Annotated in this window: 14 protein-coding genes and 1 riboswitch; of the genes, 9 read left to right on the forward strand and 5 right to left on the reverse strand. The window is 72.3% G+C overall.

Annotation, left to right across the window (positions count from 1 at the left end):
• Nucleotides 1-51: 51 nt before the first annotated feature.
• Nucleotides 52-933, reverse strand: coding sequence for a LysR substrate-binding domain-containing protein (locus tag QWU11_RS02870; RefSeq protein WP_290103814.1), 882 nt, complete (start codon nucleotides 931-933; stop codon nucleotides 52-54).
• 173 nt (nucleotides 934-1,106) lie between these two features.
• Between QWU11_RS02870 and QWU11_RS02875 the strand changes: the two genes are divergently transcribed.
• Nucleotides 1,107-1,988, forward strand: a complete 882-nt coding sequence (locus QWU11_RS02875) for a hypothetical protein (protein ID WP_290103411.1) — start codon at nucleotides 1,107-1,109, stop codon at nucleotides 1,986-1,988.
• Nucleotides 1,989-2,015: 27 nt separating this feature from the next.
• Here QWU11_RS02875 and QWU11_RS02880 read toward each other — a convergent pair whose 3' ends face one another.
• Together QWU11_RS02880 and QWU11_RS02885 are read right to left on the reverse strand one after the other, a co-directional pair.
• Complete coding sequence (locus QWU11_RS02880; RefSeq protein WP_290103412.1) at nucleotides 2,016-3,278, reverse strand: RNA polymerase sigma factor; 1,263 nt, start codon at nucleotides 3,276-3,278, stop codon at nucleotides 2,016-2,018.
• Nucleotides 3,279-3,371: 93 nt separating this feature from the next.
• The gene (locus QWU11_RS02885; protein ID WP_290103413.1) at nucleotides 3,372-3,707 is read right to left on the reverse strand and encodes a YciI family protein; all 336 of its coding nucleotides are present in this window, start codon (nucleotides 3,705-3,707) and stop codon (nucleotides 3,372-3,374) included.
• Between the two features lie 201 nt (nucleotides 3,708-3,908).
• On the opposite strand from QWU11_RS02885, the gene QWU11_RS02890 reads away from it, so the two are divergent.
• The 6 genes from QWU11_RS02890 to QWU11_RS02915 all read left to right on the forward strand — a co-directional run bounded on the left by QWU11_RS02890 (nucleotide 3,909) and on the right by QWU11_RS02915 (nucleotide 8,836).
• Nucleotides 3,909-4,334 carry a DoxX family protein gene (locus QWU11_RS02890; protein ID WP_290103414.1) on the forward strand — a complete coding sequence of 142 codons (426 nt, stop codon included), beginning with the start codon at nucleotides 3,909-3,911 and terminating at the stop codon, nucleotides 4,332-4,334.
• Nucleotides 4,335-4,409: 75 nt separating this feature from the next.
• Nucleotides 4,410-4,474, forward strand: a riboswitch (Fluoride riboswitch).
• Nucleotides 4,475-4,553: 79 nt separating this feature from the next.
• Nucleotides 4,554-5,063, forward strand: coding sequence for a fluoride efflux transporter CrcB (crcB, locus tag QWU11_RS02895; protein WP_290103415.1), 510 nt, complete (start codon nucleotides 4,554-4,556; stop codon nucleotides 5,061-5,063).
• Complete coding sequence (locus QWU11_RS02900) at nucleotides 5,060-5,416, forward strand: DUF190 domain-containing protein (protein ID WP_290103416.1); 357 nt, start codon at nucleotides 5,060-5,062, stop codon at nucleotides 5,414-5,416. The genes crcB (QWU11_RS02895) and QWU11_RS02900 overlap by 4 nt, the downstream gene beginning before the upstream one ends.
• Nucleotides 5,413-5,775, forward strand: a complete 363-nt coding sequence (gene crcB, locus QWU11_RS02905) for a fluoride efflux transporter CrcB (protein ID WP_290103417.1) — start codon at nucleotides 5,413-5,415, stop codon at nucleotides 5,773-5,775. The genes QWU11_RS02900 and crcB (QWU11_RS02905) overlap by 4 nt, the downstream gene beginning before the upstream one ends.
• 109 nt (nucleotides 5,776-5,884) lie before the next feature.
• Nucleotides 5,885-7,837, forward strand: a complete 1,953-nt coding sequence (locus QWU11_RS02910; RefSeq protein ID WP_290103418.1) for a CHASE3 domain-containing protein — start codon at nucleotides 5,885-5,887, stop codon at nucleotides 7,835-7,837.
• A gap of 42 nt (nucleotides 7,838-7,879) precedes the next feature.
• Nucleotides 7,880-8,836 (forward strand): YafY family protein, encoded by a 957-nt coding sequence (locus QWU11_RS02915; protein ID WP_290103419.1) that lies wholly within the window; start codon nucleotides 7,880-7,882, stop codon nucleotides 8,834-8,836.
• On the opposite strand, the gene QWU11_RS02920 is transcribed toward QWU11_RS02915, so the two are convergent.
• Entirely contained in the window at nucleotides 8,814-10,493 is a 1,680-nt protein-coding gene (locus tag QWU11_RS02920) for a SpoIIE family protein phosphatase (RefSeq protein WP_290103420.1), read from the reverse strand. The two genes, QWU11_RS02915 and QWU11_RS02920, sit on opposite strands and share 23 nt — an antisense overlap.
• A gap of 218 nt (nucleotides 10,494-10,711) precedes the next feature.
• Between QWU11_RS02920 and QWU11_RS02925 the strand changes: the two genes are divergently transcribed.
• Nucleotides 10,712-11,521 (forward strand): SAM-dependent methyltransferase, encoded by an 810-nt coding sequence (locus tag QWU11_RS02925; protein WP_290103421.1) that lies wholly within the window; start codon nucleotides 10,712-10,714, stop codon nucleotides 11,519-11,521.
• A 37-nt stretch (nucleotides 11,522-11,558) separates the two neighbouring features.
• Here QWU11_RS02925 and QWU11_RS02930 read toward each other — a convergent pair whose 3' ends face one another.
• Nucleotides 11,559-12,845, reverse strand: a complete 1,287-nt coding sequence (locus tag QWU11_RS02930; protein WP_290103422.1) for a hydroxyacid-oxoacid transhydrogenase — start codon at nucleotides 12,843-12,845, stop codon at nucleotides 11,559-11,561.
• Between the two features lie 127 nt (nucleotides 12,846-12,972).
• Between QWU11_RS02930 and QWU11_RS02935 the strand changes: the two genes are divergently transcribed.
• On the forward strand, nucleotides 12,973-13,944 hold the full coding sequence (locus tag QWU11_RS02935) for a sigma-70 family RNA polymerase sigma factor (protein ID WP_290103423.1): 972 nt from the start codon (nucleotides 12,973-12,975) through the stop codon (nucleotides 13,942-13,944).
• The last annotated feature ends 22 nt before the right edge of the window (nucleotides 13,945-13,966 follow it).

Below are 13,966 nucleotides of genomic sequence, written 5' to 3' on the forward strand. Positions count from 1 at the left end.
CCGACCGGCGAACGATCTCTGGGACCGCAGTCTGGAGCTCGCCGGAGTGACTCAGTGAGACCAGGTGAGCCGCCGCGCGAGCGCGACCAGGGCGCCCGCCGACGGGGAGAGTGAGTCCGGCCGCCACACGAGTTCGACGTCGATGGTCGGCAGATCATCGAGGATGGGCAGGCTCACGGTCCCGGCCGGCGGCTCCCCGCCGAGCGAGCGCGGCACGACGGTGAAGTCCTCCCCCGCCCGCAGGCGGTCGTGGCGCGCCTGCGGGACCGTGTTCTCCCACACCTCGAACTCCTCGCCGGTGTGCCGCAGCGCGCCGAGCACGGCGTCGTAGGAGTCGGGCGCGACGTGGCGGGGGAAGAAGCAGAACATCCGCCCGCGCAGGTCGCGCAGCCGGATCCCGTCGCGCCCGGCCAGCGGGTTCCGCTCGCCCAGCACCACCATGAGCGGCTCGCTCCGCAGCGTCGCCCGCGCGTACATCTCCCGCTCCGGGACGCCACGGGCCAGCGCGACGTCGATCCGCTCCTCGCGCAGCGCCAGGTCCAGCTCGGCCGACCACGCCTCACGTACGTCGACCCGTACGCCGGGGCGCTCGTCGGCCATCGCCGCCAGCAGGTGCGGCAGCGTCTCGTGCGCGGCGCTCGGGACGTAGCCGAGCCGCACCACGCCGGTCTCCCCGCGCCCGGCCCGGCGGGTGGCCTCCACCAGCCCCGCCGCGTCGGCGAGCACCTTGCGCGCGGACTCGACGAACACCCGCCCCGGCTCGGTCAGCCGGGTCGGCCGCCGGTCGAACAGCCGGACGCCGAGCTCGCGTTCGAGGTCGCGGATCTGGCGGCTGAGCGGCGGCTGCGCCATGTGCAGGCGCTCCGCCGCCCGCTGGAACCCGCCCTCGTCGGCGACCGCCACGACGTAGCGCATGAGACGCAGGTCGACCATCACACCCACCACGGTAGGCGTATCGGGCGGCCGATACCCGTGCGGTATACGCGCAGGACCCAACCGATCTTTGTGCTCTCACCCCGGTGTCGCCGACACTTGGTCCCGGCCGGGCGCCCCCGGCCTCCCCTCTACCGTTCATCGGAGATTTCGGCATGCCCATATTCAGCACCGTGCTTCTGGCGTTGGCACTCGGCGTCGCGACGCCGCCTCCGACAGTGGTCCACCTGGACCGGGCCGCCGGGCAGGAGCCGGAGAACATCGCCCTGGAACCGGACGGATCGGCCGACGTCACGTTCGCCTACACGGGCCAGGTCGCCCGCGTCGGCCGGGACGGCGGCGTCCGGATCCTCGCCCAGGTGCCCGTACCTCCGGACGGCGACGTGCCGAACAACCACAGCAAGATCTTCCTCGGCGGCATCGTCCGCGCCCCGGACGGCACGCTCTTCTTCACGGTGTCCACCGGCACGGCGGGCGGTACCGGGATCTACCGGGTACGGCCGGGCGGCGCTCCCGTACGTGTCGCCACGCTGCCGCCCGGCGGTTTCCTCAACGGCCTGGCCGCCGACTGGGCGAGCGGCCGCCTGTACGTCGCCGACTCGGCCGCCCCGGTGATCTGGAGCGTCCCCGTACGCGGCGGCGCCCCGTCCGAGTGGGCCACCGGCGACGCGCTGACGCCGGTCGGCGGGTTCGGCGCGAACGGCCTCAAGGTCCACGGCGGCGCGGTCTGGGTCTCCAACATCGGCGCCGGGACGCTCATCCGCATCCCGGTCGGCCGCGGCGGAGCCTCGGGCACCCCGCGCGTTGTCGCCCGCGACCTCGGCCCGGTCGATGACTTCGCGTTCGCCGGCCGTACGGTGCTCGCGGCGATCAACCAGGAGAACACGGTCGTACGCGTCGACGCCCAAGGCCGCGCGACGGTGGTCCTGACCGCGGCGGACGGCCTGGACAACCCCACCTCGGTGGCCGTACGCGGCCGGACCGTCTACGTCACCAGCGGCGCCTACTTCGCCGGCGGGGACCCCAATCTGCTCATCGCCCCCCTGCCGGACTGACCCTGAACCTGAACGCCCGGCCGGCGGTCAGGTCTCACAGGCGGCGGCGCGGTCGAGGAGTAGCGCCCGCTCGCGCTCGTTGCGCGTCAGCGCCGCGGCGCGTTCGTACTCCACCCGCGCCTCGCCGGGCCGGTTCAGGCGCGACAGCAGGTCGGCGCGCACGCTGGGCAGCAGGTGGTAGTTGCGCAGCGACGGCTCGTCCACCAGCCGGTCGACCAGCTCCAGGCCACCGGCCGGGCCGGAGGCCATGCCGACGGCGACCGCGCGGTTCAGCTCGACGACCGGCGACGGGGTGAGCAGGGCGAGCGCCTGGTAGAGCGTCGCGATGCGCGCCCAGTCCGTCTCCTCGGGGCGGTGCGCCTGGGCGTGGCAGGCGGCGATGGCGCCCTGCAGGACGTACGGGCCGAGTGGTGCGCCGGCCTTCTCGGCGCGCAGCAGGGCGGCGAACCCGCGGCGGATGAGCAACTGGTCCCACCGGCCGCGGTTCTGCTCGAGCAGCGGGATCGGCTCGCCGGACGGGCCCGTACGGGCGGACGAGCGCGACGCCTGGATCTCCATGAGCGCCACCAGGCCGTGCACCTCCGGCTCCCGGGGCGCGAGCTCGGCCAGGATCCGGCCGAGGCGCAGCGCCTCCTGGCAGAGCGCGGGCCGCATCCAGTCATCGCCGGCGGTCGCGGAGTACCCCTCGTTGAACACGAGGTAGAGCACTTCGAGCACGGACGACAGCCGGGCGGCGCGTTCGGCCTCGGGTGGCACCTCGAAGGGGATCCGCTTCTTGGCGAGCGTCCGTTTGGCGCGAACGATCCGCTGCGCGACGGTCGGCTCCGGCACGAGGAACGCGCGGGCGATCTCCTCGGTGGTCAGGCCGCCGAGCAGGCGGAGGGTGAGCGCGACGCGTGCCTCGGTGGACAGCACCGGATGGCAGGAGATGAACATGAGACGCAGCAGGTCATCGCCCACGTCGTCGTCGAGCGCGGCGTCGATCTCGGCCTCGGCCGCGTCGGGTGCGGTCTCCAGCTCGTGCCCGAGCTGCTCCTGCTTGGTCTCCAGCCGCTTGTTGCGGCGCAGCAGGTCGATCGCGCGGTGTTTCGCGGTGGCCATGAGCCAGGCGCCGGGGTTGTCCGGCACGCCGGACTCCGGCCATTTCTCCAGCGCGATGACCAGCGCGTCCTGGGCGAGCTCCTCGGCGACGCCGACGTCCCGGACGATCCGCGTCAGGGCGGCGATGATCCGGGCCGACTCGATCCGCCAGACCGCGTCGATCGCGCGATGGGTGTCCGAAGCGGTCACCCGACCGATCAGAGCATCGTTCCCCGGCCGTCGCAACCCCCTGACCAGGACGACGGTCCCGTACGGCCGGAGCCGTACGGGACCTGCTCGGCCTCAGGGGCCGAAGACCTGGCGGATCTCGCCCTCGCCGTCTCCGACGATCTTCCAGAAGCGCTTCGACATCTCGATCGCCTCCTCCCGCGACCGGACCTCGATCAGGGCGAAGCCGACGACGGCCTCCTTTGACTCGGCGAAGGGGCCGTCAGTCACCGTGATCTCGCCGCCGGAGCTCTTGATGTTGATGCCGTTGGGGTCCAGGCCGCCCGTCGCGAGCAGCACGCCCGCCTGGGTCATCTCCTCGATGAACTTGCCCATCTCCGCCATGAGGTTCTCGTCCGGCGGGGCGTCTGCGGAGCCGGTGTCGCCCTTGGTCATCATCAGGAAGCGCATGATCTCTCCTTCTGCGGTCGGTCCGGGCTCGTGCCCGTCCCTTGCCTACGCGTCGAACGGGAAGCGGACGGTTCGACACCTGCCCGGAATTTTTCTCGCGTGAGTTTTCTCCGCCCCCCGTGTCGATCCTGGCGTCTCCCGTTCGACGCGTCAGCGAGAGGCCGGGTTGAGACGGCCACCCGCGACGAAGGAGCGAACGCCATGACCACCGTGACCGAAGCCCAGGCCGTGCCCGCGACGACGACCCGGCGGCGCGCCGTCGACATCACGCTCTGGACGGTCCAGATCCTCCTGGCCGCCTTCCTGCTGATCGCCTCGGCCGCGCCGAAGTTCGCCGGCCAGCGGGACGCGGTGGAGACCTTCGACAAGATCGGCTGGGGTCAGTGGTTCCGCTACCTCACGGGCGCGATCGAGGCCGCCGGTGGGATCGGCCTGCTGGTCCCCCGGCTGGTCACCCCCGCCGCGATCGGCCTCATCGGCCTCATGGCCGGCGCCGTCCTCACCCAGATCCTCGTGCTGGACCCGGTCTGGGCGCTGCTGCCCGTCGTCTACGGCGTCCTGTTCGCCGTCATCGCCTGGTACCGGCGGCCCCAGGCCACCTCCCTGCTCGACCGCTTCACCCGCTGACCCGAACGCGACCGACGGCCCGCGCGTCCCCCGGACCCACGGGCCGTCCGCGTTTCCGGATGCGGCACAATGGAGCGAGCAACAGGTGATGGGGCTCACCTCCGAACCGCGGGCGAACCGCTGACGGCTCCTGGCCACTGGTCAGGAAGGTGCCATGCCCGCACAGTGTTCTCCGCCGTGTGACGCCGCCACGACCACTCAGGACGAGAGGACGTCGTGATGACGCACGGCCCCATCGACCCCGACGCCGCCGTCGACCTCCACGCCGGCCAGGACGTCTTCCGTACGCGCGGGCCCGCCCGGCGCGATCGGCAGCTCGATGTCATCGGCGCGATCGCCCTCGGCGGTGGGCTCGGGAGCGTGGCGCGCTATCTCCTGGCGACCGCCCTTCCTGCCCACCAGGGCCGCTTTCCCTGGGCCACCTTCCTGACCAACCTGAGCGGGTGCTTCGCCCTCGGCTTCCTCATGGTGTTCGTGCTGGAGGTCTGGCCGCCACGCCGCTACGTCCGGCCCTTCGTCGGCATCGGGGTCCTCGGCGGGTTCACGACGTTCTCCACGTTCACCGTCGAGATGCGCGGCCTCGTCGCACACGGGTCCGGGGCGCTCGCCGACGCGTACGCGCTGAACAGTCTGGTCGGCGGTGTCGCGGCGGTATGGTGCGGCATCACGCTCGCCCGGCTCATCGGCCGGTTGCCCGTACGGCGAGGACGGGAAGGACGGAGCACATGAGGCTGCACGGTCGCGCACTCCGGCTGACGATCTTCATCGGCGACACCGACCAGCACCGCCACCGGCCGCTCTCCACCGAGATCGTCCACCGCGCGCACGAGCACGGGCTCGCGGGCGCCAGCGTCTTCCACGGCGTCGAGGGCTACGGCGCTTCGACCCGCATCCACACGAGCCGCATCCTGTCCCTCAGCGACGGCCTGCCCATCGCCATCGTGATCGTCGACACCGAAGACAAGATCAACGCCTTCCTTCCCGAGCTGGACGACCTGATCGACCGGGGGCTCGTGATGCTCGACGACGTCGAGGTCTACCGGTACGCCGGCCGGGCGGAGGCGAAGGGCGGCCGGCCATGATGGTCCTGCTGGTCTTCCTGGGCGGCACGATCGGCGCTCCGGCCCGCTATCTCCTCGACCGCGCCGTGCAGCGGCGCCACGAGAGCGTCTTCCCGTGGGGCACGCTCGTCGTCAACCTCACCGGCTGCCTGATCCTGGGCCTGCTCACCGGGGCCGCGCAGTCGCTGCCCAAGGACCTCCTCGTCTTCGCCGGCACCGGCGTCTGCGGCGCATTCACGACCTTCAGCACGTTCAGCTTCGAGACCACGCGGCTGCTGGAGGAGGGCTCGCTGCTGGAGGCCGGGCTCAACGCCTTCGTGAGCCTGCTCCTCGGCTTCGTGGCCGCCGCCGCGGGATACGCCCTGACGACCGGCCTCTGACAGGAGAAACACCTGGTCACGGCCGGTCCCGCGGAGCCGGAACCGGTCATGTCACCGTAGAGTGACAGGCGGGGCACCGTCATGTAGTCGCCGTCCGGGGGGATGCGCAGTGGGGGCTCGGGCGCTCCGCCGCCTGCGGTCGAGGTCCGATCCGCGCGGCGGGCTGACCCGCCGCATCGTGTTCGCGAGCGGGATCGTCGTGCTGCTCGCCATCGGGGCGTACGCGCTGTTGTTCGCGGTCATCATCGACCTGCGCGACTCGGCGGACGTCGCGAACCGTTCCAAGGCCATCCTGTCCTCGGCGAACCGCCTCGAACGCCTGGTGACCGATCTGGAGACCGGCGTCCGCGGGTTCATCATCACCGGGGACAAACGGCTCCTCGCCCCGCTGGGCGACGCCCAGAACGACGTGATCGCCGAGGGCCGTTCCCTCGTACGGCTCACGGCCAAGGGCGACCCCGGGCAGGCCGGGCGCGCACGCCAGATCGTCCGGGACACCGAGATGTACGTACGGGACTACTCGATCCCGCTGGTGACCGAGATCCGGGCGGATCCCGGCTCCGCGCGGTCCATGGCCACGATCGCCGAGGGAGAGCAGCGCCTGCAGCCGCTGCGGGCGCGGTTCGACCTCTTCATGGCCACCCAGAGCGACCTGATCGAGTCCGATGAGTCCCGCGCCTCCAGAGACGCCACCAAGGCGACGATCATCGCGGCGGCCGGAGCGGGCGGGGCGCTCGCCCTGCTGCTGCTGTTCTCCGGCTATCTGAGGCGCGCCATCCTCCGCCCGGTCCGCCGTACGTCCGCGATGGCCAGCAACCTGGCCGGCGGCGACCTGTCGGTACGCATCCCGGAGGTCTCGCGCAACGACGTCGGAGTGCTCGAACGCACCTTCAACGTGATGGCCGGCTCGCTCCAGGCCGACCGGCAGCAGCTCCGCCGGGTGGTCGAGGAGCAGGGCGCGCTGCGCCGGATCGCCACGCTCATCGCCCGCGGCGTCTCGCCCGCGGAGATCTTCACCGCGGTCGCCAGTGAGCTGGGCCGGATCCAGGGGATGGAGTACGCGGTGGTCAACCGCTTCGAGCCCGGCCTGGTGGCGACGGCGGTCGGCCACTGGACCTCCCCCGGAGCGCCGGACATCATGCCGCCGGTCAGCGGGCGCTGGCCGGTCGAGGACCAGAGCGCCGCCGCGCAGATCATCAGGACCCTGCAGCCCGCGCGCGTGAACACCGACCGCGCCACGAGCACGATCGGGGTCTGGTCGCGCGTCCACGGGATCCGCTACGTCGTGGGCTGCCCGATCACGGTCAGCGGGCATCTCTGGGGGATGATCGCGGTGTTCTCGCTCGACCACGAGCCGCCGCCCGAGGACACCGAAGAACGCCTCGTGGAGTTCGTCGAGCTCCTCGCCACCGCGATCGCCAACGCGGAGAACCGCAACGAGCTGCTCGCCTCCTCCGCCCGGATCGTCGCGGCGGCCGACGAGGCCCGGCGGCGCGTCGAGCGCAACCTGAACACCGGCCCGCAGCGCCGCCTGACCGCCCTGGGCGAGGACCTGCGGGTCACCCAGGCCACGGTCGACCCGCGCCTCGGACCGCTGCGCGAACACCTCGCCCGGACCGTACGCGGCCTGGACAGCGTGCTCGACGACCTGCGGGAGATCTCGCGGGGCCTGCACCCGGCGACGCTGTCCCGCAGCGGCCTGCGCAACGCCCTGGAGGCGCTGACCCAGCGGTCGGAGGTGCCGGCCGCGCTCAACGCGCGCATCGGCCGGAACCTGCCCGACCACATCCAGGTCGCCATCTACTACACCGTCTCCGAGGCCCTCACCAACGTCGCGAAGTACTCCCAGGCGACGAGCGTCCACATCGACCTGTCCGTGGAGGAGACGACGCTGCGGCTGCGGGTCAACGACGACGGGGTCGGCGGCGCCGACCCCACCCGCGGGTCCGGGCTGCTCGGGCTCAAGGACCGGATCGAGTCGCTCGGCGGGACGATCAAGGTGGTCAGCCCCAGTGGCGGCGGCACCTCGCTGCTCGTGGAGGTGCCGGTCCCTCCCCCGTGACAGCGGTCAGTTTCCGTCCTCAATCGCGGGCATGATGGGCCCATGGCGAACACGAGCTCGCGGACCCTGCGGCTGCTGTCCCTGCTGCAGACGCACCGCTACTGGCCCGGCGCCGAGCTCGCCGAGCGGCTCGAGGTGTCCGTCCGCACGCTGCGCCGCGACGTCGACCGGCTGCGCGAGCTGGGCTACCCGGTCGAGGCCCAGCGCGGCGTGGACGGCGGCTACCAGCTCGCCCCGGGCGCCGCGCTGCCCCCGCTGGTGGTCGACGACGAGGAGGCGGTCGCGCTCGCCATCGGGCTGCGTGCCGCCGCCCAGGGCGCGGTGGCCGGCATCGAGGAGTCCTCCATCCGCGCGCTCACCAAGGTCGTGCAGGTCATGCCGCCGCGGCTGCGCCGGCGGGTGGACGCACTGCGCACGGCCACGGTGCCCGCCGTGTGGGGCAACGGGCCGACCGTCGACTCGAACGTCCTGACCACCGTGGCGCAGAGCTGCCGGGACGAGGAGCGCCTGCGGTTCGCCTACACGGCGGCCCGCGGCGAGCGGACCGCCCGCCACGTCGAGCCGCACCGGCTGGTCTCCCTCGGCCGCCGCTGGTACCTCGTCGCGTACGACCTGACGCGGCACGACTGGCGCAGCTTCCGGCTCGACCGCCTCGCCGATCCCGCGAGCACGGGCGAGCGGTTCCGCCCGCGCGAGCTGCCGGCCGAGGACCCCGCGACGTTCGTACGGAGCGGCATCGTCAACCTCCCGACGCCGTACACCGTCGAGGCGGTCGTGCACGCGTCCGCGGACGCCGTACACCCCAAGATCGGTCAGTGGGCGAAGGTCGAGGACCTCGGCGACGGGCGGTGCCTGCTGCGGATGACCGCGGACTCCCTCGACTGGCCGACGCTGGCGCTGGGCACGATCGGCGCCGAGTTCGAGGTGCTCGGCCCGCCCGAGCTGACCGAGCACATCCGCGAGTGGGGCGCGCGGTTCACCCGGGCGGCCGGGGCGTGAGCCGGGCGAGGAGCAGGGTGGCGTCGTCGGCGCCCGCGCCCGTGTGCAGGTGCTCGACGACGGCCTCGCAGGTGGCCTCGAGGTCCGGGAGCGTTCCCGGCAGGAGCGAGCGCAGCTCGGCCAGGCCGGTGTCCATGTCGCGGTCGCGGCTCTCCACCAGCCCGTCGGTGCACAGCACTAGCGTGGCGTCGTCGGGGAAGTGGATCTCCATCGCCTCGTAGCTGGCCTCGCCGACGCCGAGCGGCAGACCCGGGGGCAGGTCGAGCAGCACGGAGGCGCCGTCGGCCGTCGCGAGGATCGGCGGGACGTGCCCGGCACGCGCGATGGTGAGCGTGCGGGCGCCCGGGTCGCACAGCGCGTAGACGCAGGTCGCGAACTGTGCCGTGGTGAGCTCCTGGGCGATCTCGTCCAGGTGGCGCAGCAGGTCCGCGGGCGGCAGGCCGAGCCGCGCCAGGATGCGGACGGCCGTGCGGAGCTGGCCCATGACGAGCGCGGCGGCCGTGCCGTGGCCCATGGCGTCGCCGACGACCAGCGCGACCTTCCCGCCGGGCAGCGGGATCACGTCGTACCAGTCGCCGCCGATCCGGCTCGTCTGACCGGCGGGCAGGTAGCGGTGGGCGATCCGGGTCCCGGGCGGCGTCTTGAGGGCCACCGGCAGCAGGCTGCGCTGGAGGGTCTTGGAGGTACGGCGCTCGCGGTCGTACAGGCGCCCGTTGTCCATGCACACGGCGGCGTGCTCGGCGATCCGGTGCGCGAGCGTCGCCTCGGCCCGGGTGAAGGGGGGCTCGCCGGGCCGGCGGGCGAGGACGGTGAAGCCCATGACGTGGCCGCGGGCGATGAGCGGCACGGTCAGGAAGCTGTGGTAGCTCAACGCCTCGTTGATGCGGGGCCGTACGGCCAGGCGGTCCTTGAACCGGCCCAGGGTCTGGCTGTCCAGCGAGGTGAAGACGATGGGCCGCCCGGTGGTCATGCTGCGCGCGACGGTCGTGTCGGCCGCGTAGGCGATCACCTCGTCCGCGGGGAACGCCGACGCCCACTCGCCCTGCGTGCCGTCGGAGACGACCAGCGCCATCCGCCGTACGACGACGCGGGACTCGGCCTCCTCATACGACGGCATCTGGTCATCGACCAGGAGGCGTTCGAGGACGTAGACGCCGGCGCCGTAGCAGAGGCGGGAGATGAGGGCGTCCGCGAGTTCGCGGGCGGTCTGCCGCAGGTCGAGCGTCGCGCCGATGCCGAGAATCGTCTGGTCGGCGGGCCGCCCGTCCGTCACGCTCTCCTCGTCGTGCCGGGGCAGCGCGCTGACCCCGACCGTGACCCCGCCCGCCGCGTCGGTCAGCGGCTCCCAGCGGAACTCGACCGGGACGGTGTGCCCGTCGCCGAGGCGTACGGGCAGCACGGTGACCGAGGCCGCGCCGGTCGCGGCGCCGGTGACCGCGGAGGCGACCACCGCGCGGTGCTCGCCGCCCAGCACCGCCTCGCACAGGTCGCGGCCGTGCACCTCGGCGTCGGCACGGCCGAACAGGCCGGCCGCAGCGGGGCTCCAGTGCAGGACGCTGCCGGTGGTGGTCACGGCTAATGTCGCGAGCGCGGTCAGGCCGGGCGCCATCGCGGCCGTCTCCGGCCTGCGGTCGTCGGCCTCAGGACGATGCTCCACGATCGCGCAGGCCTCCCTGTCCGCTCCGTGTAGCGGCAGCACTAGATCCTCCTATGAACGGCATGAGGGAGCAAACGCCACGCATACGCAATTCTGGAACTATGTTCGCATATGTCCTCTCCCCGTCGACCCGCGCGTCGCCACCATCTAGGGTGAACTGGCGGCCGTGAGCGCATGTGGTTACGGCCTCTCCTGGCCCCGACACGAATGGCGAGCAGGTGGAGCACGAAAGCTGGGCACCTCCCGAAGTCGACGTAGAACGCGCCAACGTGGCCCGGGTGTATGACGCCCTATTGGGTGGCTCACACAATTTCGCCGTCGACCGCGACGTCGCCAGCGCGCTCACCGCGATCGAGCCCACCGCGCGCGAGGCGGCCCGCGCCAACCGGGCGTTCCTCGGCCGCGCGGTCCGTTTCCTGGCCGACGCGGGCATCCGGCAGTTCCTCGACATCGGTTCCGGCGTCCCCACCTTGGGAAACGTCCACGAGATCGCCCAGGCGGCGGCCCCGGACTCCCAGGTGGTCTACGTCGACACCGACCCGGTCGCCATCGCGCACAGCAAGTCGATCCTGGCCGGCAACGACCGGGCCACGATCGTGCACGCGGACCTGCGCGACCCGGAGGCGATCCTCGGTCACCCCGAGGTGACCCGGCTGATCGACTTCGACCGGCCCGTGGCCGTGCTGCTGGTCGCGGTGCTGCACTTCATCACCGACGAAGAAGACCCCGGTGACCTGGTCCGACGCCTGCGCACGGCGATGGCGCCCGGCAGCTTCCTGACCATCTCCCACGGCACGCTCGACGGGCGTTCCAGCCAGGTGGTCGAGGCCGTCGAGAAGCTCTACTCCCGCGCCTCGGCCCCCGGGCGGCCGCGCGACCACGCCAGCATCGAGGCGTTCTTCGACGGCTTCGACCTCATCGATCCGGGCCTGGTCTACCTCCCGCTGTGGCACCCGGACCCGGCCGACGTCCCGTTCCCCGACCCGGCGCAGTCATGGGGCTATGCGGGAGTCGCACGGCGCTCCTGAGCACATCGTTCTTTCGTGAGCCTTTCTCTGGTGATTTTCACCAAAGGGAGAGCGACCGAGTGAAGATTCCGGTCAGGTCCTCTTCGGTCGCCTCACGCGGCGCGGTCGCCAGTAGCCGTTCTTGCTTCATCGTGCCCGCGACGAGCTCGGGAATGTCATTCTCGGTGAAGCCGACCGCGCCGATCCCGTCGGGAATGCCGATATCGCGCATCAGGCCGAGAAGCACCGCGGGAAGGTGTTCGGCCGGGTCGCCGGGGCGCTCGGCCTCGGGCCCGAGCAGTTGCGCCGCGCGTACGTGGCGGTCCGGCCCGGCCTCGAAGGTGAAGCGGAAGGCCTCCGGCGCGGTGAGCGCGACGGCCATGCCGTGCGGCACCATCGGTTCCTCCTCCGGATACCCGGCCGGGCGGAAGTCGTGGACCTGACCGGCGATCGGGTACGCGTTGGCGTGCGGGATGTGCACGCCCGCGTTGCCGAAGCCCAGCCCCGCGAAGGTCGCGGCGAGCGCCATGTCCTCGCGGGCGGCCGTGTCGCCGCCGTCGTGCACGGCCGTGCGGAAGGACCGGGCGACCAGCGTGAGGGCCTTCTCGGACCACATGTCGGCGACCGGGTTGGCTCCGCAGTAGGGCACGCGCTGCTCGGGCCTCTTGCGCTCGAAGGAGGTGTACGGGCGGGCGGTGTAGCTCTCCAGCGCGTGGCAGATGATGTCCATGCCGGAGGAGGCGGTGACGCCGCCCGGCTGCGTAAGAGTGAGCTCGGGGTCGACGACCGCGAGAGTGGGCCGCAGCCGCGGGTGGCTGATCCCGGTCTTGACCCGCAGGTCCAGGACGTCGAGCACGCAGACGGTCGTGCTCTCCGCGCCGGTCCCGGTCGTGGTCGGCACGGCGACGAGCGGGTTGAGCGGCCGCTCCGGGGCACGGCCCGCGCCGATCGGCGGGTTGAGGTAGTCGACGAGCTCGCCGTCGTTGGTGGTCAGGAGGTTGATCGCCTTCGCGGTGTCGATGCTGGAGCCGCCCCCGACCGCCACGAAGGCGTCCCAGGGCCCGGACTCGCGCGCGTACGCGATCGCCGCCCGCATCCCCTCGTCGGTCGGCTCGATCCGTACGCCGTCGAAGACCTGCGCCTCGATCCCGTAGGTCTTCATCTGCTCGGCGACGCGCTCCGGGCTCCCGGTCGCGGCGACCCCGGGATCGGTGACGACGAGCACGCGCCGCACGCCGTACTGGGAGAGGTCGTAGCCGATCTCCGCGGAGGCCCCGGCACCGAACTTGAGCAGGGGCGCGCCATAGGTGAACACGGATTCGGGGTTGCTCGGTACGGAAGCCATGATTCGGATCCTCCGGATCGCACGGTTCCCTGTCAACGGGCGGATTTCCGCTGGTCGCCCTGGTTCTGTCAGGGCCGGCGCCTACGATGGCCCCATCGCCGGACGTCGACAGAGGTGATCCACTGTGATGGGCGACACCACGGCTCAACGCCATCGTCCCGAGGAGCTCGAGCACTACCGGGTGGAGCTCACCGGCTACTGCTACCGCATGCTCGGCTCGGTCTTCGAGGCCGAAGACGCCGTGCAGGACACCTTCGTACGCGCGTGGCGGGGCCTCGACCGGTTCGAGGGACGCTCGTCGCTACGGTCCTGGCTCTACCACATCGCCACCAACGTCTGCTTCGACCTGCTGAACAGCCGCAAGCGCCGGGCCCGGCCGGTGGACCTCGGCCCCGCCACCACGGCCGACGCCCCGATCGACCCGCCGCTCGCCGAGACCGCCTGGATCGAGCCGGCCCCCGACGCCGGCGTCCTGCCGTCCGGCGGTGACCCCGCCGAGCAGGCCGTCTACCGCGACACGATCCGCCTGGCGTTCGTCGCCGCGCTGCAGCACCTGCCGCCCAAGCAGCGCGCGGTGCTGATCCTGCGCGAGGTGCTGCGCTGGAGGGCCGGCGAGGTCGCCGACCTGCTCGACACCTCGGCCGCCTCGGTCAACAGCGCGCTCCAGCGGGCCCGTACGACGCTCGACGAGCGCGGCGTCACCGACTCCGACCCGGTCGAGCCTCTGGACTCCGCGCAGCGCTCGCTGGTGGCGCGCTACGTCGACGCGTTCGAGCGCTTCGACATCGACGGGCTCGTCTCGCTGCTGCACGAGGACGCCACCCAGACCATGCCGCCCTACGCCATGTGGCTGCGCGGCCGCGAGGAGCTGCGCACGTGGTGGCACGGGCAGGGCAGCGGGTGCCGGGGCTCGCGACTGGTCCCGGTCGAGGCGAACGCCGCGCCCGCGTTCGGGCAGTACCGCCCCAGCGGTCCCGGCGGCCGGCACGAGCCGTGGGCGCTGCAGATCCTGCGGCTGAGCGGTGACCGCGTCGTCGGGATCGACTGCTTCCTCGACACCAGGCTGTTCGCGCTGTTCGGACTGCCGCCGCACCTGTGACCGATGAGTTCCGCGCCCCGCG

It is taken from the genome of Actinomadura sp. DC4, assembly GCF_030406325.1.
Classification (GTDB): Bacteria; Actinomycetota; Actinomycetes; order Streptosporangiales; family Streptosporangiaceae; genus Actinoallomurus.